The organism is Algoriphagus hitonicola, assembly GCF_900113375.1.
Lineage (GTDB): Bacteria > Bacteroidota > Bacteroidia > Cytophagales > Cyclobacteriaceae > Algoriphagus > Algoriphagus hitonicola.
In genome coordinates, this window is sequence record NZ_FOPC01000003.1 from 100,825 (window position 1) to 125,452 (window position 24,628).

Sequence of the window (24,628 nt, forward strand, 5' to 3'; positions counted from 1 at the left end):
TGAAAAGGTCCAAGTCTGAAGAACCATTCGCGTATCCAAACGTCAAGGTCCAAGTCTGAAGACTTTGACCAGGTATGTCGGAAGACTTGAACCATTCGAGTATCTAGGTCCATGTCTGAAGACTTGAACCAAAAATTACGGGACTTAAACCATACGTATACTTTAAACCATTTTAGCATATCAACCCATTCTCCTCAAAAACTCCTCCCGCTTGGAAGTGGAAAGACTAACTGCTTTGTCATTACTCATTACAATATAACCCCCATCGCTTTTGACGTATTTTTTCACCTCGGAAAGATTAATCAAGAAACTATTGTGAATCCGCATAAACTGATGATTTGTTAGCATATTCTCGTATTCTTTTAGGTTTTTGCTTACCAATAATTTTCGGCCCCCGTTCAGAAAAAACTCCGTGTACGAACCATTTGCCTCACAATACAGGATTTCTCTTACCGGAATAAATTCTATCCCATCGGAGGTAGAAAGGGCTATTTTTTGATCTTCAGAACTCGTGTTTTTCCAGTTGACCAACAAGTTCTCCAAAACAGATTGTCGGTTTTCTTGCTCCTTCAGCCCGATAGCCTTTTTAACGGCCACCTGTAATTCCTCCAGATCAATGGGCTTGAGCAAGTAATCTACCGAACTGAATTTGATCGCGCGGATGGCATAATGCTCAAAAGCAGTAGTGAAGATCAAATGAAAATCCAGGTGCCTGACCCGTTGTAGCACATCAAAACCTGTCCCTGTTTGGAGTTCGATATCCATAAAAACCAACTCGGGTTGGAGACTGGAGATTTTTTGGACAGCTTCCTCCACCCGTCCGGCTTCATCGAGTAACTCAACCTCGGGACAATACTCTCTTAAAAAACCCTTCAAGGTTTCTCTGCTGTGAAATTCATCTTCCACAATGATTGCTTTGATTCCCTTATTCATTGTTTGTTGAGTTTTATGGTGACTTTGGTGCCTTGGCCTAAATCCTCGATTTTAATGGATGATTCCCTTTCTCCCTTTGCCTGCATTCGCAGTCGTTCGGCCGTCAATTCCATTCCTCGTGAAGGCCTGTGTTTTGATTTTCCGGAAAGTTCCTGAGCCCTTTTACGACCGATTCCATTATCCTCTATTTCGCAGCGGATAAAATCCTCCTCCTCTATAAACCTCACCCACAACCTGCGATCTCTCTCTTGCTTGGGCATTAAACCGTGTTTGATCGCATTCTCCACAAATGGCTGCACAATCAGCATAGGCACCTCAAAGAAACTCAAATCCAGATGTTCGGGTACTTCGATTTCATAATGAAATGCATGGTCAAAGCGAAGGGATTCGAGGTCCAAATACACCTTGAGCAGTTCGATCTCTTTCTCCAAATTGACATGAACATCAATGGAGTTTTCCAAGACCTGACGGACAAACTTACTGAACTTGCTGAGGTAGGAGAGGGCTGCTTCCTTTTGTTCGGTATTGATGAGGTATTGGATTGAACTGAGGGAATTGAAAATAAAATGAGGGTTGATCTGGGCCCGTAAGGCGCCGAGTTTGGTCTGGTAAGCATTTTTTTCGGCTATTCGCTTTTCCTGGCTGATTACCTTGATTTTGTAGGAAAGCCCCAATGCGAAAATCGTACTCTCTATCGCCGAGGCTGTGACCATAAATTTTAACTCCAATAGAAACATAGTCATCAAAGCTCCGGTCGTAAAAACCAAGGTGCCGGCAATGACAAAATATTTTAAGTTCCCGGGATAGCGAAGCCAAAGGTAGATAACACCCCCAAATGCAAAGGAAGCCATAAAATACTGGTGATAATCCATCAATCTGGCCTGAAACAGTTGGTAGGGATTGGTCATAATCAATCCGGAGTTGAGGACCACTAGAGCAATCAGGAGCAAGGCCACGGCAATCACAATTCGATCAAAAACGGGAAGAAATTTGGGGAATTCTAAAAAGTAGCGGATAAAAAGAAGATAAAATAGGTTGATCAAAATTTGCGCTATGGTGCTCAACCAAAAGAAAAAGGCAAGGTTTCCAAACCCAAAATAACTTGCCAGAAATGGACTGATTTGAGAGAAGTAGATCAATTGGAAAAGAAGAAAGCCTCCATAAAAAAAGTACTGCTTTTCCTTCATGTAGAAAAAAAGGATAAGGTTAAAAACCATTAATACCGCAGCAACTCCCAGAAAGAAATAAGCCAAAACCTGATTTTTGAAACTCGCATGACTGATAAACCCGGAGAAAATCCGATGAGAATCAGGATCGGAAAAATAGAGCAACCTGCTGTCTAGATTTGGTGTGGCCCTATAGAAATGAGCTTTGATGTAAAGCTTGTTGGGTTCAAAAAAATTTCTTTTCGCAATACCCACATATTCATTAATGGGAAAAGTGGCCTTTTGTAAATCGTTTTTCCCCAAGCGGGTCAGATTCATGGAATCCAAACCTGATCCTGAAATAATATACAGGGTGGAGACTTCAAGATTTCCGGGATAAAGGTAAATGCTGTCCATTTCCTCCAGAATATCGTGATAACTGTCGAAATCAAGTTCCAACCAATAGATATATTTCCTTTTGGCTACGCCCACTGCTTCGGCTTTTTCAAATACCCCATCATTGGCTAAATCCAGGATCTCATCAATGGTGGCTGAGGAATCCGTGGAAATAATTCTTGGCTTGATTGGTTCTCTAAAATGATAGTCAGTTTGCTGGGCAAAAAGGGGAAACTGAACCAAGGATAAAACTAGTATCCATACTTTCATTTTGCTGGATCTTGAAGGTTGGGCAAAAGTAAGATAACATATTTACATTGATTCTGAGAGTGTTCGCAGGGTTTTGTCCCCATTTTATACTTGATTTTATAGGGTCTGATGGCATTGATCAAACCGATAAAATCCTTCCAAGGGGAAATCCTATGTCCCTCCTTTTTTAATTCGTGGTCCTCGTTATTCTTTGAATTAGTGACAAGGGTAGTAAAATGAACTCCGTCTTCCTCAATTTCGAATTGAACATGAATAGATAAGTCTCCTTCAGAATGTTGAATTTGTTCCTCCAAGAGGTTTTCGATCAGATTTTGAACTACAATGGAAGGGATTTTCACCTTGGATATTTCTTGGATTTCTGAATGGTCTATCCGGTATTGAAGTTTTTTCCCAAAGCGCATTTGCTGTAGTTCTAGATAATTTTCCATCATTTTTATTTCATCCTTTAATAGTGCTTCCTCCTTTTGCAACTGCTGTAAAAAATAGCGGAGTAATTTCCCGAATACTCCCAGAAATCTCAGGGAAGTTTTTTTGTCCTCAAGTAAAATATGATGCTGAATGGCATTGAGTGAATTAAAGACAAAATGGGGACTGAGTTGGGCTGAAATCGCCTCCAATTGCAATTGATAGGCTTTCTTTTGAAGTTCCATACGGTACTCCTGCTCTAGTCTTGCTTTGCGCTCCGCTCTGATCCGTGCAATATGTCCTGCATAAATGGAAGCCACGGCGGTCAATATTCGCAAGTGTTGTATAGCAAAATATCCCAGTTCCGAATTTTCACTGTCTATTACCCCGATGACTTTCCCCTCCAGAAATATAGGCACGGCGATCTCCGAAAGTCTAAATTCATCATCTTTGATGTATTCCGGATGATTCCGGGTATCAGCCACCAGACAGGGAAGCCCACTAGCTGCCACCTTACCGGTTACCCCTTCTCCGATTTTGATTTTAATCGGATTCAAGAGTTTTTTTTCATCTGGGTTTTTTGGACCGTAGGCTGCTTTTTGAACCAAATTTTCCCCTTCTACGAGGTAGATTACCGCATCTTCAAAGTTCAGGATACGAATGCAGTTTTTGACCAAATCCCAAAGAATATCTTCCTCATCGGTCAAATTCTGAAGGGTATTCGAAAAATGAAGCAGAATCTCTTCTATTTCTTTGGGCTGAATGCTCTTCATTTGCTTCAAACTAGTGGTGATTAGAATTTAGGAAAATTTTGATACAAATATTTCCAACCTATTTCTTCAGAATAGTTTTCCTACCTAATGGATTGTCTGTGGAAAAAAATCATTGATTTTCTCACTGATTAGCAGGCTGGATTTCCTTCACAGTCAAAATCATCACAATCCACAAAGCCGTCACCGTCATTGTCTAAATCATCAGAACAATTGCACTCGATCAAATTAGACGATTGACATCCTAAATCTTCACAATCAATAAATCCATTTCCGTCATTGTCAATTCCGTCATTGCAAATTTCTGATGCCCCGGGATTTGCACTTGCATTGGCATCATCAAAATCCGTATTGTCGCTTACAAAACCGCTAGGTTGATCACAGGCAAGTGTAGAATTCAATGGATCACCGAAACCGTCACCATCTGCATCTCTATACCATGATTTTTCCGTACAGTTTTCACCGCATGAGAAGTAAGAGATACATACAACTAGAATTATTAGAGTACTTTTTTTTGGCTTCATGAGTTTATAATTTGATTATTTGAGAAAATAATTTCGCCCCGGTTTAAAAATAGAGAAATGGAAATGGAAAAATTCTTACACTTCTCCAATCAGCCCTCCCGTTTGACCAAATGTGAATTTCAATTGAGGAAATAAAAACCCTTGGAAAATCAAGCCTAAGTTTCTGTATTTTTTTATGAAATCAACCCAGGCAATCAATTCATCCATTGAAATTTGAGATCGATCAATTGCCAGATAAATCCCTTGAGATGTCAAGCTAAGTTTGTCCAGACAAGGAGCCAAAAGCTCTAGTATATCACTTTAAAATATTATCCCAATCATGAAAAAAATTCTTTTATCGATGGGTTTGACAGCATTCATAGTCCTGTCAGCCTGTGATCCGATGGCCAAGGAAGAGATTGAGCCAGGCCTTCAGGAAAGCTCCACTGCTCAAGCTGAGGGTGAAAATTTTAGAAAAGCTCTAGAGGAGCAAACTCAGCTGGTTCAAAAGCTGAAACGCAATTATGGATTGGCAGAAGGCAGCTACTCCAATCTTGCCCACGCTATCCCATTGGAAATGGCTAAACGCTATGCCGCAAGTAGCCGGTCCAAAGAAGAGTTTGGACGGATGATGATTCTGAAGTCCTTAGAGATCTTTGATGAAACAATCCAAAACAAGGGACAGTTTTTAAGTCCTATTTCCAGAAGGAGACATCAACAGACCGCTGGAGATGAGCATGAAATCGAATACGATATTCTTGCCTTTGATGACGATGAAGCTGCTTTTGATTATTACATCAAAATCCCGGATATCGATGGGGAAAGTGATGAAGAGGAACCAACCGAGGAGGAGGAAATGCGAGGAGGTTTCCCGATTTCTATGATTATCGGAAATAGTTCTACCACAACCACAGATTGTGGAAAGGCAGCTGACAAAAATCCATTTTGTGCCAGTCTTAAGCGGATTAAATTTGATCAATTGATGGAATTGTATAAAAGTGTCCCTACACTTAAGCGGGGAATATTCAGTCCTGCTGATGCTGAAGAAGCACTAAATGAACTGTCAATAAACGCCGGATTGGACCCGGTTCCTGTGGCCTTATTGCTTCCTGCTGTTCAAAAATATGCCGAAACCCCACAGGCTAATTCTGATGGGCACAAGGATTGGATCAATCTTTTGAGTCTTCATTTCGAGGTGGATTTGAATCCTGAAAGGGGGAGAATGTATTATTATGGTGCTGGCGGAACCATTTTTGGGCTAATCAACGAAAAATACGATTCCTCCGGAGATCTAGACTGGGCCAGTGTCCAGCTAAACCGAAGAAAATTCGAATTTGAAATGATCTTATTTTGGTCAACCTTTTGGGATCAGCAGCAGCCTGAGGAATTCCCAAGGCGCTAAATCCAACCATAAAAACCGGGTCCAAGGATCCGGTTTTTTTTTGCTTCACGCAAGTCTTCAGGTCTGTCTGCCGTAGGAAGGCTTGTGCTTCCGCCGCCGTGAGTCTCATCACTTACGGCTTATATACATCAAGGGTCCAAGCCTGCCTAACGTCAAGGTAGGTCTGAAGACTTAATCATTCGCAGCGTAGATCAACGGGCCTAGGAAACAAAATAGTGGTAAAAATCGAAAGATTGAAAGATTGGGAATGAAACAATGTGCTGGATTTAGCGCAAGTCTTTAGGTTTGTACTTTATCAAATAGGGATAATACGGTCCAAGTCTGAAGACTTGAACCAAAAATGTTCTTCGGATTTATCTCCTGAAGACAGGCTTGTACTTTTCAGACTTGTACCCCTCAAGTTTTTGGACTACTTTCAGGTATGGATTTGGGAAATATCATTTATATCGTGGCGATACTGGCTTATTTTATCTATCAAGCTACCCGTAAGAAAAGTCAGGAAGGTGGAGAAACGGAATTGCCGGAAGGAAATCCCAGCCGTCCTGAAAAGGAAGTGACCTTTGAGGATTTGCTAAGGGAAATCCGTGGGGAACAAAATCAAAGTCCCAAGCCTGCTCCCAAACCGATTCCCCAAACGAAATTTGAGGAAACCAAGGTAGAGAAACTAGAAAAGCCAACGACCCGATATCGATCCCTGGAAGAGCAGGACGATGAGATCCAATACTATGAAGGGGCATTTGAAAATGTGGACTTCAAGGGTAAAAAATCATCTCCCGGAATTCCTGATATTCAGACAGTGGGTTCGGAACATCATCACAGAGCGCGGGTTTCCAGAAAAAGTAAGTATGCAGCGCTTTTAAAAAACTCAAGTTCGGTAAAGGAAGCCATGGTGCTAAAGGAAATCTTAGACCGTAAGCATTTTTAATTTCAACTTACTAGTTGTTAAGTCCCTTTCTCCTGTTTTTTAGGCTTTTACCTAATTTAAATTTTTCGAATACAAACATTTTCAATCCACGAAAGCTTTATTCCTCGTTTATTATTAAAATGAAATAAAGCAATGAAAAACACAGCTTTTAAGTCCGGATCTCTGGATAGTTCCAGAAGGCAGTTTATCGAAAAATCGGGTACTGCAATAGCCATGTCATTATTTGGCTTGTCATTTTTTACAGCTTGTTCAGATCCAGAGGACCAAACTCCCAATACGCCACCTCCATCCAGCACAAATGGTATCAGCATTTCAGGAGGAATTATTCAAATCAATCTTGACCAACAAACAGACCTCAAAAAAGATGGTTCCTGGCTTCTTATCATAGCAGCCCAAACGCTTGTCGTCAATGTAAACGGCTCCTACAAAGCGCTGACCTCGGTCTGTACCCATTCGGCATGCGACCGGAATTGGACCTTCAACTCCAACGAATTTACCTGCACATGCCATGGATCAAAGTTTAATACCGATGGAGATGTGCTTACAGGCCCTGCCAATCGTCCTTTGGAATCTTTCGCCACCCGATTGAATGGGGTAACTTTAATCATTGAAAAATGAAGTACCTATTAATCATATTCCTTGTTTTAAGCTTCAACTCGGTTTTTGCGCAAGCTTATCAAACCAAAACCGGGAAAGCAATATTTTTATCCAAAGCCCCATTAAACGAATTCACCGGAGTATCGGAGCAACTTCAAGGATTGATTGATCTTGAAAAAAATATGGTGGACTTTTACCTGGATCTCAATACCTTAAAAACTGGGATTGGGCTAAGAGACAGGCATATGCGGGACAATTACCTCGAAACAGAAAAATATCCTTTTGCTGAATTTACCGGTAAATTAACCAGCATACCGGAGTTGAAAAGTGGGCAGACCCAAGCGGTTGCGGTAAATGGAAGGTTTAAAATTCATGGGGTAGAACGGGATATGGAAATTACCGGCCAACTCCAACGAATGACTAATGGAGACCTTTCTTTAAAAGCAAATTTTGATATTTTACTGGGAGACTACGAGATCCCCTTGCCAAAATTGGTTTTTTATGAACTGGCAGAAAAACAAGAAGTAAGTATCGAGGCTTTTCTTAAACCCAAAAAACAATGAAAAAACTACTACTGATCATATTAGTAACTTGTTCATTACCGGCTTTTGGGCAATTGGAACGAAAATTAGCCAATGAAAATCAACCTGTAGATTTGATTTTCCATGCGCCTCGACACATCAATTTGTTGACTGTGGAGCCACTTGACCCGAAAAGCATGCATTTTGCCATTATGCATACATTCGGATCGGTAAATGGAGGTATTCAAAATCTCTTTGGTCTGGATAATGGAGCCAATATTCAGTTTAGCTTTGAGTTTGCCCTTTCAAACAAATTATCCTTAGCTGCTTCAAGAAGCAGTCGGGATAAGATTTATAATCTCTTTGGCCGCTATCATTTGCTCCAACAAACCCAAAATGAATCCATGCCTTTTAGTCTTAGTTTGGCAGGAGGAGCAGGAGTGAATACCAGTGCATATGATTTTTTGCCGGAGGGAAGTCCTAGTTTCTCTGAGAGGAGCAGCTTTTTTGGGCAAATTATGATAGGTAGGAGGTTCTCCCCGAAGTTTTCAGCCCAACTCAGTCCCATGATGGCTTATTTTGTGGACCCTAGAGCGGTTTACCAAATCCAAGGCGATCAAAACCTTTACTTGGCCTTGGGACTAAGCGGTAAATTAAAAGTAACCGACCGATCCTCGCTGACTCTACAGTATATCCCAAATTTAAATTCTGATCTACGGAGTAATTATGGGATAGGTTGGGATGTCGAAGCCGGGGGACATGTTTTCCAGATGTATTTTGTTACCTCACAGGGACTAAATGAACAGTATCTTTTGGCTGGAGGAAATGGAGTTCCGGGTGAGGAATTCAGACTGGGATTTAATGTCAACCGAATTTTTGCTTTAGGTCAGAAAAAGCAAAAGTGGTAAGTCCATTAATCTGATCTTTTGGAATATTCTCTGATTTCCACAGGCTTTCGATCTATTCGACCGGTGAGTTGGTAATCACTCTGCAGCCATTTTTCCAATTCTTTCACGTCCTCAGATTCTTTTGGATAAGCGTGAAGGTAATAATCATAGATCATTACCTTAAGCTGCTTGGGTGCAATACTCTTCAGAGAATCTAGCTTTTCAATTGCTACCCAATTTTGGGTTTGATTTTCATCAGGAAAAAGCATGTTTCTGCTGAAATACACAAAATTATTTACAAGAATAATCTCCTCTTTATCAATGGATTGAATTGATTCATTAAAGGTATTGATAAAATAAGAATAGTCTTTGACTTGTTTCTGATAATAGACTGAAAAGAGGGTAGGTAGAATCAATAAACCCCCTAAAAATATGGTTTGAATTTTAATTTTCTGAATCCAAATCACAGGGATAAACGCCAGCAGAAATGCAGTATTTTTTAGATCATTCTGAAAGAGGGCCAAGCCAATACCCATTAGGAGCAATGTGGTCAAAGCTTGCTTCCATTTCCTTGAGAAAACCCAGGATTCCCAGCCCAAACTGATCAAATAAGCCAAGGCAGGAATCAGAATAATCAGGTGCCGGGGATTGAGATAGATGGGATTGTAAAAGTCCAGCGTAGAACTCATAAACCAAAAACCAATCAGGAGTAAAAGAAAGCCTAAACCAACTTCAAAACCTTTTTCATTTTTGGAATTCAAACTCCGAACTAATCCCGGCAGAGCAAAAACTAGCCAAGGCCAGTAGTTTCGTTCCACAAAAGTCAAAAACGGGGTAATCGTCAATCGCTCCACTATTGCTCCCAAACCTTTATCAGCATAGGTGAATTCGGAAATGTAATGTCCAGCATTAATTGAAGAAATCCGGTAGAAGGGATCTCCAAAGGCCAGCCAGAAATAGCTTAAGTAAAGACTCAAAAAAATCAGTCCTGTGACAACTAAACTCAGATAAAACCTCCAAACGAGCTTATTTGACTTTTGGTCAACATAGAGCAAAAGAAAAGGAAAGGGAAAAAGAAAAACAATGGTTTCCTTGCTTATAAAGCCTATAAACAAAGCCAAACTCATCAAGATACCGCCTAAAATAGGCTGTTCTTTTCTCCGAATTGCCGCAAAAAAGGTCAGTGCCACGCAGACAACCAGTAAACTATCAGGATAAACCTTGGTCAGGAAATGAAGGAAATACACTTGCGTAATAAACCAAATGCTCAGGATAAAGGGAGAATGCCCTTTGGGAAGGATTTTTAAAAGCAAAATCAAGGAAATTCCATAACTCAATAAGGAAACCAAGGACATGGCCTGCGGAGAAAACCCGAAAATCAATCCCATCAAGCCCGCAGGAATATACGCTCCCCATCGGCTGGAAAAATGATGTTCGTTGACCTGAAAATCTCCCATCCAAAACTCCTTTCCGGCCAACATGTAATACACATCATCGGAGAAAGTAATCCCATCAAAGCCCAGCCACCAGTAAAGCCCTAAGAAGACCAATCCAAAAAGCCCAAAAGTCCACTTTTTACGCTGAACCTCTATTTTATTCCTTAAATTACCTGCTTGGATTTTCATTAAAATAACTCTGTGGAATTTACGATTTAAGAATTACGATTTACGTGTTTCACAGTAGATTTTTGAACTTGTTTCCTCAATTTACTCTTTTAGCTTCTTTATTTTAGACGTCTAATTTTAAAGCCTACTGTCAATTGCAACCGCCTACTAAATTTTGATTTACGAATTGCGATTTACGAGAGTAGATTTTGAGCATTTTCTCAATTCAAAACTTTCAGCTTTTTAACTTTAGCCTTCTGACTTCAGGCTTTCCTCTTCCGTCTTCGGTCTTCGGTCTTCCGGCTTATTCCCGACATTTACTGTCAAAACTGAATTCAATTTCAAAATTCCGTTTACATTTGATTTTCATTTACCTTCAAAACTATGGCTATTTCGGGAAAAGTCGAGCAACAAAAAATTTTACGCGTTTTCAAGCTGATCAATTTGCTTCAGGGCACTATTGGAAAGCCTGTTCACCGATTAGCCGAAATGCTGGAAACAGATGAACGCACGATTTATCGTTACTTCAAATTGCTGGAAGCCTTGGGATTTGAGATTATTAAGGAATATAGCAAATACAAGCTACAGCAGCCCATAGGGCAGGAGGCAACGCTCAATTATGGTACTTTTTCACCAGAAGAAAGTCAGTGGCTCAAAAGCCTGATTGAATCACAGGGGAAAAAGAATCTGCTTCGGGACTCCGTTTTACAGAAACTTCACCTTCGATCCGAGCTCAAAGTAGGTACGGAGGAGCTTTTCAAAGCCAACTTGGGAAGATTGGTGGATTTGATCGGTCAGGGGATTCAAAATAGAAAGCAAATCTGGCTCAAAGAATATTATTCCCTGAGTTCGGATACCACATCGGATCGCTTGGTCGAGCCGGTGGCCTTTAGTTCTAATTATGAATCCATCCACGCATTCGAACCTGAAAGCCAATCCATGAAGATTTTTAAAATCGAGCGAATAGGAGAGGTGGTTTTGGCAGATGAAGAGTGGAAGTTTACCAAAAAACACGAAATCCCTGAATCTTCCCTTTTTGGTTTTTCGGGAAAAAGACGATTTACCGTCAAGTTGAAGATGAGCAAAAAGGCCTATCAGTTGATGCAGGAAGAATTTCCAAACGCAAGACCATTTATGTTTATCAAAAACCGGAATCAGTATTATTTTAAAGGGGAAATTCCTCATTTGCCAGGATTGGGCAGGTTTATCCTTGGCTTACCCGGAGAAATCAAATTGGAAGAAGGAGAGGAAATGCGAGTTTATCTCCAGGAACAATTGGCGAAGGCTAGTTTTTGAATTTTTCTCGAATATGTACTGCTTCAAAGGCAAGGTCCAAGCCTGCCTGACGTCAAGGCAGGTCTGAAGAACCAACGGATTTAGCGCAAAGTCTTCAGATTTATCTGCCGTAGGTAGACTTGTGCTGCCTAATGTCTGATATGAACCTTTAACCAACTTTATCAATTACAAAAAAAAGCCTAAGGAGTATTGTTTTCTCCTCAGGCCTTTTCAATTTCTGACGCTAGCGTTTATTACATCCTCTCTACCAATCCATCAATTTTTGTGGCCAAATCCAAGATAGCAGCAGCGTATCGCTTATCCCATTCTTCCAGTTTCTCTGTCCGCTTAATCGCTACCTCATACTGAATTCCCGGTAAAATCCAGGAAGCATAGCCTGAAAAAGGATCGTTACAGACATACAAGGACTTATACCAGTCCCCGTAGTACATGCCTTGAGGATCGATCCAACTTTTCTCCAAGCCAATCAATCCTTGATTAATTGCTTTTAACTGATCCTCGCTTAGCGAACCTGAACTCAATGCTTTTTCCAAGGATTCCTGATACGTTCGGGAGCTTATATCCAATTTGATCAAGGCTTCTTTCACCAGATAAAACTCAGTAAAATCGGGATTGATTCCTTTGACTTTTTCAGTAACATTTGCAAAGTGACCTTTCAAATCCTGCGCATAGCGAGGCACATCGTAAGGAATCACATCTCCATTGGCCAATCTCAGCGTCACCAGACCAAAAAGCTGAGCCACGGCTCCACCCATTTTGAAGCTGGGATCTACGAATTTGCTGTAATAGTTAAAGTTGTCATAATTGGAATGATAGGCAGTCACACCACCCGAACCTCCGCTTAAGCTGGGAATACCCACATGCATGTAAAAGGCAATATGATCCGATCCCCCACCTAAGTTCCCGATGCCAGGTTCAGCTTTTTCTCCTGCCCAAATTTCAAAAACAGTCTTTGCCGAATCCGGATACATGACTTCCTTAGAAGCATCGATAATCAATTTTTTTAAGGTTGGAGCAGCTGATGCTCCAAAGTTTCTGCCCGAAACTCCCGCGTCAAAGTTCATATAAGTCACTGCCTTGGCACTCAATTCGTCTCGAAAATGCTCTACCCATTCGGTCGAACCGATGACTCCCTGCTCTTCAGCATCCCAATGTCCAATCATAATTGACCGATCTGGACGGATTCCATTTTTTGCCATTTCTCCCAAAGCCTCAGCTAAAGTCAAAAGCATCGCCGTGCCCGAATTGGGATCCGTCGCCCCAAAGCTCCAAGCATCATAGTGTGAACCCAAAATAATCCACTCATCGGGGTATTTTGCCCCTTCAAAGGTTCCAATAATATTATTCGCCCGGATAAAATCAATCGGTTGATCAACCATCACCCGTACTTTCAAGTCTGGTCCACCTTCGATTTTGTAGTCTATCGGTAGACCACCTTCCCAGTTTTCGGGAACTTCCTGACCTTGCATTCTGGATAGGATCTCCTCAGCGGCACCATAACCAATCGGGGTAACGGGAATTTTGTGAAAGGCTACATCCTTGGGATCCAAACGCTCCACCTGCTCATCTCCATCCAAAGGAAGCGCTGGTTCATAGGGAGTAAGTGGATCTCCGGTCCAGTCCAAAGTCAGCATAGATCCACGCTGAATGGTGGTCTCATTGTAGTAGGGCCCATCTGGATACACATCCCCACGGGTAAATCCATTGTCCTTGGGATCGGTATAAACCACCAACCCGACTGCACCATATTGCTCGGCATATTTGGCTTTAAAACCCCGAAAGTTACCACCATATCGGGCGATGACCACTTTTCCTTTGAGATCTACACCCATTTCTTCGAGCAACTGAAAATCCTCCCGTGTCCCGTAATTCACATAAACCACTTCGGCAGTCACATCATCACTTCCCGAAAAAGCATTGAATCCCAAATACAATCTGTCATCTTTGGTAAATGGATCTTCATCCAGTTCTTTTTCCTGCTGTGAAAGGGTCATCTGAACTGGAGAGGTGATTTGCAACATGGATTTTCCAGGATGGTTGGGAAGGTAAACGTCGTAGGGATATACCTTGACTTTCATGCCTGCCTCTTCCATGATTTTTGACATGTATTGCTGTACCAATTCGTTTTCGGCTGTGCCGGCGATATGGGGATTTTTGGTCAGTTCCTGATGGTGAATCTTAAATCGATCGTAATTCACCGAGCGAAGAAACTCTGACTCCAATTCATTTTGACCTGTTTGGTTTTGTTTAAAAAAACCGTCTTGTGCTAGGGTTTCGGTCAAAGAAAAAGCCGAAATTCCAAGCATAAGCGTTGCAACTTGGGTTGAAATCTTCATAGTTTGTTGGGTTGAATTATTTCTGATACAGACAAAACTCCATCAGATTTTTGGTTGACAATTCGTTTGGTTCTTAAATAGCGATTGAGCTCGTATTCATCATAGTTTGGATTTTCTGGATCAAAACTGGAAATCCGAACCCGACCTCTGGAATGAATGAACTCGTTGTTTCCGATCCACATCCCTACATGGACTACGCGCTCCTTACGGTCTGAAGTGGCTTTTTCTCCGAAAAACAACAAATCACCAACTTGCAGGTTTTCCCAGTTTTTGTCAGTATCCACTTCTTCGCCTTCATTGATTTGCTGAGAGGCGTCCCGGGGAATGACCTGTCCATTGAGGTAAAAAATAGTTTTAGTGAATCCACTGCAGTCCATTCCTTTGATGGAAGTACCTCCCCAGAGATAGGGGACACCCAACATGGATTTGGCTGTCGTAATCAAATTGTCCATACTAGTTTCCCGACTGCTGATCCATTCTTCCCATGGCATCATTTGCGAAGCTTCCACATATCCGCTGCGTCCATCCGGAAGCTGCACTTGTTTCCAATTTCCTTCCGTTCCCAAGCCCGTCAAAATATCTCCAGCCACCAGATCAGAAACCATTTCCTCTTCTTGGGGATTAGTCCAGACATGACCGGTCAGCGGTGTAAAAACGACCTTGTTCTGCGTATGCCAGTTTTCCAATTCCTCCTCAGTCATCAACTGAATTCCAGCTTGATCCACCCAGGAAATATACTGATCGGGAGTCTGTACCAGATACCAACTGCCATTCCCTTTTAGCACAGTAAGCGGGGTTCCCATCAGGGCTTGAGTAGCCAATTCGGCTGAATGTTTGGGCTGACTTCGAATATTGGCTACGGAGATCGTCACCACTGCTTTGGTCTTGCCCTCCAAAGCCTTATCGGGAAGGCGGGTGACCGCATCGGTGTACTTAATCCCGTTTTGATCAAGTTGACCTGTCAACTCTTCCAAAGCAGCTAAGCGATCAGTTTCCCCTTTGAGGGAATCATTTTCAAACGTCAAATTCCAGACAGCCACGCGCTTATCTGGAGCCACTTCGGCTTGAAATTCCATGATCATTTGATTGACTTTTGAACTGGGATCCGGCGCAGAACAAGAAATGGCTCCAAGAACCAAAAGGCTATAAACTGCAAAAAGGTTTTTCTTCATGGGACTAAATATAAAGCAAAAGAAAACCACAAGAAACCCTTTGATTCAGGGAATTCTTGTGGTTTAAATTTAAAGGAGATTTAAAATCAGTTTGCCTTCAGGTCCGGAGAACGCTCCAAAAACTCCTGATACAATCTGATATGTCTGTTAGATAGCGGAATACGATATCCATTGATAAACACGTGCATGATTTGAGCGCGCGTTTCAAAGGGATCCTCGGTTGCCACGATCAAGTTGGCCATTTTTCCTTCTTCGATTGAGCCGAGTTGATCGGATACGCCTAGAATTTCTGCTGCATTAATGGTGACAGCTTTCCAAGCCTCTTCTTTACCCAATCCGTAGGCAGCTGCATACGCTGCGTGAAAAGGAAGGTTTCTGACATTTTCAGAATCATTCGTTCGGATAGCGACCTTCACACCAGCTTTGGCCATTTTCCCGGCATTGGCATAAGGTGTGTCATAGCGATCAGACTGTCGGGTAGGTAAAGCCTGAATTGGACCGGTGATTACAGAGATTCCTGCTTCAGCAATCTCTTCAGCCACTCTCCAGCCTTCGCTGACACCGCTAAAGAATACCTTCACATCCTTGTCTTCAATCCACTTAATGGCATTTTGGATATCCTTGGCTGCATTAACCTCAATCATCAATGGAAGTTCGCCTGAAATCACTTTGGCTAGCTGCTCCATTTCTGGGTAATACTCCAATTCTGCTCCTTTTTCACTGAGTTCGTGAAAGGTTTTTGCTTTCTGCCAAAGCTCATTGGCATCTTTAAGCGCTTTTTCAGTCTCCTTTTTGATCTCATCATCGGAACGACGATCCCATCGACCCCTTCTTCCTGAGTTTGGAAAATTCATCACCACCGCTTTTGCGCCAGCATACATTTGATCTGGCGTGTAGCCTACAAGATTGATCAAAGCGGCAGTTCCAGGAAATAAGCCGCCCTGAGGCACGGACATTACTGTAGTCACTCCGGAAACACGGGTTACCGGAATAGCTTCAGCGTTTGGATTTACCGTAGTCAGTGCCTGCATATTGGGAGTGATGTTGCCAATTTCGGCGTAGTCCACGGTCTCGGCTACTGAGCCGACTTCTACCATGCCCAACGTAGTTCCACCATCGATCATTCCTGGATAGATTACCATTCCGTTGCAATCGATCACCTCAGCTCCGTCTGCAGAGATTGATGTTCCCACTTGGAGAATTTTCCCGCCTTCGATTAAAACCGAGGCATTTTCTAATACACCATTGGTGATGGTATGTACAGTAGCATTTTGTAGTAAAAACTTCCCGCTACGAGGCTTTACAAATTCCCCGTCGATCTGAGCCATTGCAAAAATCGGCATCATGGCCATCAGGAAGATGAGAAAGGTTTGATTTAATCTTTTCATGTCTTCGTTGTTTCGGGGTGATTATTTTTCAGTATTGAATAGGGCATTGGCCGTCTCAAAGAGATGCTCGGTATCCTGCATGCAGCGATGATCCTCATGGCCCAAATAAATTGGTTCAACCGTTTCAGTGGCACTGATTCGCTGACGCTGATCATCGGGATCTTCTTTGATGTCGAAATACTTCACACCATCGACAAAAGTCATCTGAGGTACAGCATAAGTGGACAAAGGATGTCCTTCGAAAATCGCGATATCCGCATGCTTGCCTTCCTCTAGTGAACCCACTTTGTCATCAATCCCGAGTTGCTTCGCAGGATTGATTGTGATCATTGCCAGAGCTTCATCATCCGTCAAACCACCATAGCGCTGAGTCTTGCCAGCCTCATGGTACAAGTGACGGATCAGTTCCGCCGAATCAGAGTTGATTGAGGTCAAGGCTCCGTTTTTCTGTAGAATGGCCGCATTGAAAGCCGTGGAATAATAGACCTCAAATTTATAAGCCCACCAGTCCGCAAAAACTGAGGCACCCATAGTGTATTCGGCAATCTCCGGTGCTACTTTGAATCCTTCATTGGTATGCTGGAAAACCAGTTTTGTGATCCCAAAATCCCGGGCAACATTGATCAGCATGTAGATTTCATCTGCGCGATAAGAATGGCAGTGGATGATGATCTTTCCATCCAAAATATCCACCAAGGTCTGAAGACGCTCATTGTACTTTGGTGCTACTGCGGTGCTTCCTCTTTCGTCTTTGGAAGATTCGTAGGTTTCCCAAGCTTTTTTATACTGCAAAGCTTCGCTAAATCCATTTCTCAAAATTGCCTCAACACCCATTCTACTACGGGGCTGAATGCCATTGCCACGACCGTGAACCCGAGTAGGATTTTCGCCTAAGGCAAATTTGATCGTCCGTGGAGCATCTTGCATAATGATGTCTGCAGGATCTGTAGATCCCCATCGATGTTTTAGCGTGGCATTTTGTCCGCCGATCACATTGGCAGAGCCATGCATGGCGTGAGAGATCGTCACTCCACCAGCCAAAGCTCTGTAAATTCCAATTTCATAAGGATTGACCACATCTTTCATGCGGACCTCTGCCACAATCGGATTGGTAGCCTCATTGACCACATCCAATGCAACATGAGAGTGTGCGTCGATAATACCTGGCATGACATATTTACCCGTAGCGTCGATCGTTTCTACGCCATTTGGTGCAGAAATATCCTGTGCGATTCTTTTGATCACGCCGTCCTCAACGAGCACGTCCGTATTTTCTAATGTTCCATTTGTTACCGTAAGTACGGTAGCATTTTTGATTAAGACACTGCCCTTCGGAGTTTGAGCAAAGGCAAACTGCATGCTTAGCCCCAAAAGCGCGGTCAGAAAGTAATTTAATTTATTCATAGCTTTACTTTTTTGCGATTAGGGAAGGGGTTCGGTTTGCGGTAATCGAATAGGAACCAAAATCGGTAATGGTCATATTTCCGCTCATTGTATCACCATTGATTTCCCCGGAAACCTTGACATCTAGGGACATTCCGCCGGCATTGACTCCAAAGCTAAAGCTTAAGTTGCTTCCAGAAACTTCGATTTCCTTTAATGGAGAGGAGGTTTCACCGCCACCTTGCGGATCATCGTAGGTGATTTCTCCGGATAAATCGCTGTCGCTTTTTTCGATGGTGAAATTACCACCTGAACTTCCCGCTGGTGTTTCTGAGGTATAGGTCCAATTTCCCGAAGGATCAACAGCTTTTCCGTCATCTTTCCCGTTTTTCTTTTTGGAAATCTCATAGTCGAAAATCTTCCCATCGACCACCACGTGTTTGATTTGTGAATCTTCTTCGAAAATAGGCCCTGTAGTGATGACCATATTGGCCATTTTGCCATTGTCCAAAGTTCCTGCGATTCGTTCGATTCCGAGAATCGATGCAGCATTGCTGGTCAAGGCAGCGATGGCTCCTTCTTTGGAAAGACCAGCTTCCATCATTTTGGTGATGGCCTTTGAAATATCTGATGCCTGGGCTCCGACGGTGGTAAAAGCGAATGGTACGCCTGCCTTTTCTAGTTTGCCCGCCTGCGAGATAGCTAGATCATAGGCTTCTTTTACCTTTTCATATTGTGCTTTGACATCCTCATTGACATCTTCTTTTTGTGCTTTGATCGCTTTGTCGTCTGGAATTTCAAGTTTGATCAGCACTTTGGTCCCTGATGATTTGATCAAATCAATCACAGCGTCGTATTCCTCCAAACCAGTGAGTACAAGATTAAATCCAAGCTCCTCCTGTAAAGAAATTGCTCTTCGAACTTCCAGATCATTGCCTACTGTAAATACTACCGGAACCTGTCCATCGACTACATCAGACATGCCCATGTAAGTAGGCGTCATTTCAGGTCGGCTGATCCCTGTGGAGCTAGTGAATTTTGCGATTCGCTCTTGGGTCAATTCGGTGTTTTTATAGACATCACGAAATTTGGCCATAACACCCACTGCAGTTCCTGGATACATGCCTCTTGAGCCTTGTAAGCTGGCCGCCAAACCACTATTTTCTTTCACCAGATTGGTGGAGCTTTCATCTCCCAAAACCACAATAGCGGATTTTCCGGCAATCATCCCGCCGTCAGGCAAGATTTGCGCAAGGGTAAACCCTGCTTTTCGGAGATCATCTACCTGACTGGATTTGATCGAAAACTGGTCCAGGGCATTACGCCATGGGGTGATTCCTGCGATCTCATCCGGTGGGTTTGAGGATACAAAATTATCCGGGCGCTTAGGGTCTTCGGGGCGGGTGATTCCCGCACGGCTGGCCCCATCGATAAATCCCGGATAGATAAACAAAGAGTCACCTTTGATTTCTTGAGCTTCGGCAGGCAATGAGATATTGCTGCCTATCGCTTTGATGACTCCATCTTTGATCAGTACAGTTGCCTTGCTTCCCGAACTGGAGGCATTCGCAAATACGGTTGCATTGGTAATGGCGTAGGTGGAAGTAACTTGCTTCTTTCCGGTTGGGTCACTTTGGCCGTAGGCCTGATCCCATCCCAAAACTCCAGCTAACATCATCCCCAAGACACTTGCTTTTAAAAGTGTTCTTTTCATGTGTTGATAATTGTTTTAATGGTCCTCTCGAATCAAATCGAGAAAATCTAACCTAATCAATTGCCACCTTGCATCAGGAGGCATTTATAGAGTAGATTTCATTTAATTTGATGGTTTTTCATTTTGAAGCAAGCTAATAAAAGCTGTTACAGAATCCAGTAAGTTTTATTTGGTTCAATTTTATTTTTGATCAATGGCAGATTAGCCAAGTCGAAACCATTTTTTTTCGATTTAAAAGCCTTTTCTTGAAAATGTCCCTACGTTGAATGGTTTTCTACTTTGCAGAAAATTAGTATTGCAATTATATTTAGTATAAAAATACTGCATGGTAATCATTTCAAAAATGTTATTATTGTGTTCAATCACCCCCTAAGATGAAAAAAATCCTAATTATTGAGGATGACTTGTTGATATCTAGTCTAGTCCAATTCCGTCTAAAAAAGGACGGCTATGAGACTTTGATTTTAAAAGATGGAAATGAAGGGATCAAAGCGATCGATGAGGAGAATCCCGATCTGATCATTACGGATGTGATGATGCCTTTCAGAAGTGGAATAGAAATCATTCATCATGCACGAAAGGAAAAACCTGACGTTCCGATCATCGTTTTGAGTTCACTTGGCGAAGAAGAAGAAGTGGTCTTGGAAGCATTTAATCTCGGGGTGTCGGATTTTATACCCAAGCCGTTTAATCCAAATGAATTGGCAATCCGTGTAAAACGTGCCTTACGATGAATGGGATGAAAAAAACCAAAGTGCTTTTCCCTTTGCTTTTTTTATTTTTTACTGCTCAAGGGCAGGAAATAGATAGCTTATTTAGCGATTCTCTTCAGCTTCAACAGGAGCTAATCCGACAAGAAAACATTTCCAATCTTTCCTATCAATTTAGACTTATGGAGGAGCCTTCCTCGGAATTGGACTCCCTTTTTGATTTTGAGGAAACAGATTCCGGCTGGGTAAGTCCTAAGGAAACGGACTGGGCAAAACTGGATAGTCTTCATGGAGTGTTTGTGGGATATAATCCAAGCTTGGAATATGTGATTTATGAAGATATTGCCGATCAAGGCGGGCTTGAGAATTACCTCCAAACCCTCATTCGAACGGGCGATTTTGTACCCGGTTTTGATCCTAATTCCAATAAAATAGATTTGGTCCTGGAGGCTTCCAAGGATGTTTTTCGACCCCTTCACGAATATAAGCTCAGGATATTGGCGGATTATAAATTGTTTTGGGTGACGATAATTGTGCTTTTTTTCTTGATCACCGCAGCCTTGATGATTACCTCCATGTTGATTTTCAAATCTCAACGAAATAAGCGGGAAAATCTTAAAAAAGAATACGATGAACTGATCATCGGACCGTTGACTTCCTTGCTTTTTGAAAAAGATCTGGAGGAAATCAAACAGATCTCGAAGTTGGATTTGGTGGAGATTTTTCCTGAGAAGCTATTTGACAAACCACTTTTCAAACAAGTCATGATCGAGCGGATCATCGGACTTAATAAGAAAATGAAGGGGGAGTTTAAAGACAAACTCAAAGCCTTTTATAAAGCTACAGGTCTGATGGATATCACCCGCAGAAATCTCAAAAGCAAACGGTGGGATATTATTACGACGGGTTTGGTTCAGGTGAATGAAATGGACCTTTCAGAGCTTCTGCAAGAGGTTAAAAAACACACCAACTCATCCAATTTCCACGTTCGCTCCCAATCTGGGGCTACCTTGTTGAATGTATCATCTACGGTAAATTTGGATTTTTTGAGGGACCAGAAATATCCCTTGTCCGAATGGCAGCAGATGAATTATCTGAGAATCATCAAGTTTGTCCACAATACAAAATCTTTGGAACTGGATAAGCTGTTTCGGTCCGAAAATCCAAGCGTGAGACTATTTGGAATCAAACTGGTCAGAATGCTCGGACGTTTGGATCTGTTGACTGGCCTAAAAGAGCTGTCTACAAAAGCCTCCGACGAAGAAAAAATCGAGCTCCTAAAGACCTATGAAACGATCGGTGCGCATATGGAGGTGGATTTTATCAATTCTTGCATTCAGTCTGAAAATCAGGAGTTGCAATTGGAAGCGGTGAAAGTGGCGGGCCAGTTAGGAGACGAAAAATCCCTTCAATTGATTATTGGGCTATTTGCGCATAATCCTGATTTTGAACTCAAAAAATCCCTTATGCGAAGTATGTATTTACTGAATCCAGAAACCTTTGAGCGATATACCAAAGATCAGTTTTCAGAGGAAATTGTTCGGATCCGAGCCCATATCCTAGATCCCCTGCTGACACATGTATAACTTTCTGTTTTATTTTCTAATCGAAGTATTCGGGGTCTTATTTATGATTCTGAGCTTTGGTACGGTGCTGATTTATTTTATCATCATGATCCTAAGTGCCTTGGAGATGAGGGATTTCAGGAGAAAAAATCGATTTGCAGATTATCAGGATATCATTACTTCTCCCATAGCACCAGGAGTGAGCATCATAGCGCCGGCATTTAATGAAGCAGCTAATATTGTCCAAAACGCCCAAAGTTTATTGAGTTTACACTATGGGAAGTTTGAAGTCATTATTGTCAATGACGGTTCCAAAGATGATACGTTACAGAAATTGGTCGATTCCTTCGCTTTGGTTAAGACAGCATTTGCCTATAATCCCGACATTGAAACTCAGGCTGTCCGAGGAGTGTATCGATCTACCAATAAGTCCTTTCGGAGATTGATCGTGGTGGACAAAGAAAATGGCGGTAAAGCCGATGCGCTCAATGCCGGTATCAATGTGGCCTCGATGGAATTGTTGGCTTGTATCGATGTGGATTGTATTCTGGCAAATGATTCGATCACTCGCATGGTCCGTCCATTTATGGAAGAGACCAACCGAAAAGTCATAGCAGTAGGTGGAGTGATTGGGATTGCAAATAATTGCGATGTCCAAGATGGTACCGTGACCAAATACCGAATACCTGAATCTACCTTAGGCCGCTTTCAGGTAATTGAATACTTCCGTGCATTTTTGATGGGAAGAATGGCTTGGTCGCGGGTCAATGGCTTGATGTTGATTTCAGGGGCATTTGGCTTTTTCAAAAAGGACTTAGTCAAAGCAGTTGGCGGATATTTTCCGAAAACAGTAGGAGAGGATATTGAGCTAGTCGTCCGAATGAGACGGTATATGGAAGAAAAAAACCAAAAGTATCGGGTAGCCTTTGTTCCTGATCCGCTGTGCTGGACCGAAGTCCCTGAGGATGAATCCGTTCTCAGTAGACAGCGAAACCGATGGATGAGGGGTACAATAGAAACACTTCAGCTGCATAGGAAAATCGGACTCAATCCCCGGTATGGATTTTTTGGAATGGTCTCTTTTTCCTTCTGGACAATTTATGAAAAATTGGCCCCGATTCTAGAGCTTATGGGTGTCCTTTATACTTTGGTTTTGATTTTAATCGGGGATTTTTCAGCAGTATATTTCTTTGCGCTGTTGACCATGATCTATCTGTTGTCTTTGCTTATTTCGGTATTCAGCATATTGTATGAGCAGATTACCTACAATAATTACAAGGATAAAAAAGATTTGAGACGATTAATTTGGATTATTTTGATTGAACCATTTGTGCTTCATCCAAAAGTAGTCCTATGGGGACTTCGAGGTCATTTTGACTTTATCATGGGTAAAGGAGGCTGGGGCAAAATGATCCGGACCGGTTTTAAAACTGCAGAGGATAAAAAAAATATTCAAACCCAAACTGGCGTATGAAAAAGCTGATTTTCTTTTTTGTCCTTTTAGGATTGGCTACCTCAAATCAGCCTTTGTTGGCACAGGATTCTTTTGATCCGGATGTGCTGTATCAAGAAGCCCGAACGCTTATTTTGGATGGAAAATATCCTGAGGGAAGAAAAATCCTTTTTCGTGCCTTAGAAAAATATCCGACCTATGCTGACCTGTTGATTTTACTGGGAAGGAGCTATGCTTGGGATGGGAAAAATGACTCAGCAGCCATTTATTTGGATCGAGCAATCGAAGCATCACCCACCTATACGGATGCTTATGCTGCTAATTTGGACAACCTCTTTTGGGCTGATCGATTGGATCGTGCGGAGGAAGTTTTGGCGATAGCCAAGGAAAAATTTGATCAAAAACTCCCCAATGAAATAGCTTATCGGCAATCTAGACTGTTTTACTACCGGGAGGACTATAATGAAGCCTATTCCCAAGTCATGGACCTCTTCGAGAAGGGATATAAAAATGAAGGAGTCCTTCGATACATTCAAAATCTCCAGCGACTCCGAAGGAACAATGCCATAGGTGGTACATATGATTATGATACATTCCGAGGCGAATTGACTCCCTGGCATACTTGGTCGGTATATGGTAGGACACGAACGGATTTGACAGGTTCATTGATCGCCCGGGTGACACAGAGTTCCCGTTTTGATGGGTTTGGAACACTTTATGAATTGGATGCTTACCCATCCTTGGGCGAAAACTCCTACGCTTACCTCAATATCGGCGGCTCTAGTGCTTCATTTTTCCCTCAGTTTCGAATCGGTGGATCCATTTATTTCAATCTTAAAAATGCCTGGGAAATTGATGGCGGATATCGCTATTTGAATTTTGGTTCAGATACCCATATTTACACTGGATCGCTGGGAAAATACATCGGCAGTTGGTGGCTTAATTTCCGATTAAATGTCATCCCTACTGGAACAGGTGGAGTAAGTACCTCTGGTAATTTTCAGGCGAGATATTATTTTAAGTCAGCGGAGGATTTCTTTTCCATTCAGCTCAGCACGGGAGTTTCCCCTGATGAGGAAAACCGGGATTTAAGTCAGCTGCTAAATTCCTATCGCTTCCGATTGGGTTATCAGCAACTCGTCACCGACAGATTTATGCTTTTCGGCTATTCGGGATACAGCTGGGATGAGTTATCGGCAGATCGAATCAGAAACAACTTCAATATTTCAGTCGGGGCAGAATATCGGTTTTAA

Annotated in this window: 20 protein-coding genes; 10 read left to right on the top strand and 10 right to left on the bottom strand. The window is 42.2% G+C overall.

What is annotated here, in order from left to right; all coding sequences use genetic code 11:
• Nucleotides 1-180: 180 nt before the first annotated feature.
• The 4 genes from BM043_RS05270 to BM043_RS05285 form a co-directional block, all read right to left on the bottom strand.
• Nucleotides 181-933, bottom strand: a complete 753-nt coding sequence (locus BM043_RS05270; protein ID WP_092789544.1) for a LytR/AlgR family response regulator transcription factor — start codon at nucleotides 931-933, stop codon at nucleotides 181-183.
• Entirely contained in the window at nucleotides 930-2,744 is a 1,815-nt protein-coding gene (locus BM043_RS05275) for a sensor histidine kinase (RefSeq protein ID WP_092789545.1), read from the bottom strand. Before BM043_RS05275 ends, BM043_RS05270 begins: the two co-directional genes overlap by 4 nt.
• A complete protein-coding gene (locus tag BM043_RS05280) occupies nucleotides 2,741-3,922 on the bottom strand; it encodes a histidine kinase (RefSeq protein WP_092789547.1) in 1,182 nt (393 codons plus the stop codon). The genes BM043_RS05275 and BM043_RS05280 overlap by 4 nt, the downstream gene beginning before the upstream one ends.
• A gap of 128 nt (nucleotides 3,923-4,050) precedes the next feature.
• Nucleotides 4,051-4,443, bottom strand: coding sequence for a MopE-related protein (locus BM043_RS05285; protein ID WP_092789549.1), 393 nt, complete (start codon nucleotides 4,441-4,443; stop codon nucleotides 4,051-4,053).
• 319 nt (nucleotides 4,444-4,762) lie between these two features.
• Between BM043_RS05285 and BM043_RS05295 the strand changes: the two genes are divergently transcribed.
• From BM043_RS05295 to BM043_RS05315, 5 genes are all read left to right on the top strand, one after another.
• The gene (locus BM043_RS05295) at nucleotides 4,763-5,824 is read left to right on the top strand and encodes a hypothetical protein (RefSeq protein WP_092789553.1); all 1,062 of its coding nucleotides are present in this window, start codon (nucleotides 4,763-4,765) and stop codon (nucleotides 5,822-5,824) included.
• Between the two features lie 421 nt (nucleotides 5,825-6,245).
• Nucleotides 6,246-6,749, top strand: coding sequence for a hypothetical protein (locus tag BM043_RS05300; protein ID WP_092789555.1), 504 nt, complete (start codon nucleotides 6,246-6,248; stop codon nucleotides 6,747-6,749).
• Between the two features lie 132 nt (nucleotides 6,750-6,881).
• The gene (locus tag BM043_RS05305) at nucleotides 6,882-7,367 is read left to right on the top strand and encodes a QcrA and Rieske domain-containing protein (RefSeq protein ID WP_092789557.1); all 486 of its coding nucleotides are present in this window, start codon (nucleotides 6,882-6,884) and stop codon (nucleotides 7,365-7,367) included.
• On the top strand, nucleotides 7,364-7,909 hold the full coding sequence (locus BM043_RS05310) for a YceI family protein (protein ID WP_092789558.1): 546 nt from the start codon (nucleotides 7,364-7,366) through the stop codon (nucleotides 7,907-7,909). Before BM043_RS05305 ends, BM043_RS05310 begins: the two co-directional genes overlap by 4 nt.
• Nucleotides 7,906-8,775: a DUF5777 family beta-barrel protein gene (locus BM043_RS05315; RefSeq protein ID WP_092789560.1), complete on the top strand. Its 870-nt coding sequence runs from the start codon at nucleotides 7,906-7,908 to the stop codon at nucleotides 8,773-8,775. The genes BM043_RS05310 and BM043_RS05315 overlap by 4 nt, the downstream gene beginning before the upstream one ends.
• Nucleotides 8,776-8,780: 5 nt before the next feature.
• Here the strand turns inward: BM043_RS05315 and BM043_RS05320 are convergent, their stop codons facing one another.
• Nucleotides 8,781-10,379, bottom strand: a complete 1,599-nt coding sequence (locus BM043_RS05320; protein ID WP_092789562.1) for an ArnT family glycosyltransferase — start codon at nucleotides 10,377-10,379, stop codon at nucleotides 8,781-8,783.
• 363 nt (nucleotides 10,380-10,742) lie between these two features.
• On the opposite strand from BM043_RS05320, the gene BM043_RS05325 reads away from it, so the two are divergent.
• Nucleotides 10,743-11,654, top strand: coding sequence for a helix-turn-helix transcriptional regulator (locus tag BM043_RS05325; RefSeq protein ID WP_092789564.1), 912 nt, complete (start codon nucleotides 10,743-10,745; stop codon nucleotides 11,652-11,654).
• 233 nt (nucleotides 11,655-11,887) lie between these two features.
• Here BM043_RS05325 and BM043_RS05330 read toward each other — a convergent pair whose 3' ends face one another.
• From BM043_RS05330 to BM043_RS05350, 5 genes are all read right to left on the bottom strand, one after another.
• Nucleotides 11,888-13,990, bottom strand: coding sequence for a M28 family peptidase (locus BM043_RS05330; RefSeq protein WP_092789566.1), 2,103 nt, complete (start codon nucleotides 13,988-13,990; stop codon nucleotides 11,888-11,890).
• A complete protein-coding gene (locus BM043_RS05335; RefSeq protein ID WP_092789568.1) occupies nucleotides 13,987-15,162 on the bottom strand; it encodes a C40 family peptidase in 1,176 nt (391 codons plus the stop codon). The genes BM043_RS05330 and BM043_RS05335 overlap by 4 nt, the downstream gene beginning before the upstream one ends.
• Before the next feature lie 86 nt (nucleotides 15,163-15,248).
• Entirely contained in the window at nucleotides 15,249-16,550 is a 1,302-nt protein-coding gene (locus BM043_RS05340; RefSeq protein ID WP_092789570.1) for an amidohydrolase family protein, read from the bottom strand.
• Between the two features lie 21 nt (nucleotides 16,551-16,571).
• A complete protein-coding gene (locus BM043_RS05345) occupies nucleotides 16,572-17,954 on the bottom strand; it encodes an amidohydrolase family protein (RefSeq protein WP_092789572.1) in 1,383 nt (460 codons plus the stop codon).
• 4 nt (nucleotides 17,955-17,958) lie between these two features.
• On the bottom strand, nucleotides 17,959-19,647 hold the full coding sequence (locus tag BM043_RS05350; protein ID WP_245752952.1) for an amidohydrolase family protein: 1,689 nt from the start codon (nucleotides 19,645-19,647) through the stop codon (nucleotides 17,959-17,961).
• 374 nt (nucleotides 19,648-20,021) lie between these two features.
• Here BM043_RS05350 and BM043_RS05355 point away from each other — a divergent pair, with 374 nt between their 5' ends.
• From BM043_RS05355 to BM043_RS05370, 4 genes are read left to right on the top strand one after another with little or no spacing between them, the layout of a single operon-like run.
• On the top strand, nucleotides 20,022-20,381 hold the full coding sequence (locus tag BM043_RS05355) for a response regulator transcription factor (protein WP_092789574.1): 360 nt from the start codon (nucleotides 20,022-20,024) through the stop codon (nucleotides 20,379-20,381).
• Nucleotides 20,378-21,943 carry a HEAT repeat domain-containing protein gene (locus BM043_RS05360; RefSeq protein ID WP_092789576.1) on the top strand — a complete coding sequence of 522 codons (1,566 nt, stop codon included), beginning with the start codon at nucleotides 20,378-20,380 and terminating at the stop codon, nucleotides 21,941-21,943. The genes BM043_RS05355 and BM043_RS05360 overlap by 4 nt, the downstream gene beginning before the upstream one ends.
• Complete coding sequence (locus BM043_RS05365) at nucleotides 21,936-23,396, top strand: glycosyltransferase family 2 protein (protein WP_092789578.1); 1,461 nt, start codon at nucleotides 21,936-21,938, stop codon at nucleotides 23,394-23,396. The genes BM043_RS05360 and BM043_RS05365 overlap by 8 nt, the downstream gene beginning before the upstream one ends.
• Nucleotides 23,393-24,628: a YaiO family outer membrane beta-barrel protein gene (locus tag BM043_RS05370; RefSeq protein ID WP_092789580.1), complete on the top strand. Its 1,236-nt coding sequence runs from the start codon at nucleotides 23,393-23,395 to the stop codon at nucleotides 24,626-24,628. Before BM043_RS05365 ends, BM043_RS05370 begins: the two co-directional genes overlap by 4 nt.

Excerpts from the sequence above, each read along its gene's own strand:
- BM043_RS05285 (WP_092789549.1), bottom strand. The coding sequence starts at position 4,443 with ATGAAGCCAAAAAAAAGTACTCTAATAATTCTAGTTGTATGTATCTCT.
- BM043_RS05320 (WP_092789562.1), bottom strand. The coding sequence starts at position 10,379 with ATGAAAATCCAAGCAGGTAATTTAAGGAATAAAATAGAGGTTCAGCGT.
- BM043_RS05345 (WP_092789572.1), bottom strand. The coding sequence starts at position 17,954 with ATGAATAAATTAAATTACTTTCTGACCGCGCTTTTGGGGCTAAGCATG.
- BM043_RS05355 (WP_092789574.1), top strand. The coding sequence starts at position 20,022 with ATGAAAAAAATCCTAATTATTGAGGATGACTTGTTGATATCTAGTCTA.
- BM043_RS05325 (WP_092789564.1), top strand. The coding sequence starts at position 10,743 with ATGGCTATTTCGGGAAAAGTCGAGCAACAAAAAATTTTACGCGTTTTC.
- BM043_RS05340 (WP_092789570.1), bottom strand. The coding sequence starts at position 16,550 with ATGAAAAGATTAAATCAAACCTTTCTCATCTTCCTGATGGCCATGATG.
- BM043_RS05315 (WP_092789560.1), top strand. The coding sequence starts at position 7,906 with ATGAAAAAACTACTACTGATCATATTAGTAACTTGTTCATTACCGGCT.
- BM043_RS05360 (WP_092789576.1), top strand. The coding sequence starts at position 20,378 with ATGAATGGGATGAAAAAAACCAAAGTGCTTTTCCCTTTGCTTTTTTTA.
- BM043_RS05270 (WP_092789544.1), bottom strand. The coding sequence starts at position 933 with ATGAATAAGGGAATCAAAGCAATCATTGTGGAAGATGAATTTCACAGC.
- BM043_RS05370 (WP_092789580.1), top strand. The coding sequence starts at position 23,393 with ATGAAAAAGCTGATTTTCTTTTTTGTCCTTTTAGGATTGGCTACCTCA.
- BM043_RS05335 (WP_092789568.1), bottom strand. The coding sequence starts at position 15,162 with ATGAAGAAAAACCTTTTTGCAGTTTATAGCCTTTTGGTTCTTGGAGCC.
- BM043_RS05280 (WP_092789547.1), bottom strand. The coding sequence starts at position 3,922 with ATGAAGAGCATTCAGCCCAAAGAAATAGAAGAGATTCTGCTTCATTTT.
- BM043_RS05275 (WP_092789545.1), bottom strand. The coding sequence starts at position 2,744 with ATGAAAGTATGGATACTAGTTTTATCCTTGGTTCAGTTTCCCCTTTTT.
- BM043_RS05350 (WP_245752952.1), bottom strand. The coding sequence starts at position 19,647 with ATGAAAAGAACACTTTTAAAAGCAAGTGTCTTGGGGATGATGTTAGCT.
- BM043_RS05295 (WP_092789553.1), top strand. The coding sequence starts at position 4,763 with ATGAAAAAAATTCTTTTATCGATGGGTTTGACAGCATTCATAGTCCTG.
- BM043_RS05310 (WP_092789558.1), top strand. The coding sequence starts at position 7,364 with ATGAAGTACCTATTAATCATATTCCTTGTTTTAAGCTTCAACTCGGTT.
- BM043_RS05300 (WP_092789555.1), top strand. The coding sequence starts at position 6,246 with ATGGATTTGGGAAATATCATTTATATCGTGGCGATACTGGCTTATTTT.
- BM043_RS05365 (WP_092789578.1), top strand. The coding sequence starts at position 21,936 with ATGTATAACTTTCTGTTTTATTTTCTAATCGAAGTATTCGGGGTCTTA.
- BM043_RS05330 (WP_092789566.1), bottom strand. The coding sequence starts at position 13,990 with ATGAAGATTTCAACCCAAGTTGCAACGCTTATGCTTGGAATTTCGGCT.
- BM043_RS05305 (WP_092789557.1), top strand. The coding sequence starts at position 6,882 with ATGAAAAACACAGCTTTTAAGTCCGGATCTCTGGATAGTTCCAGAAGG.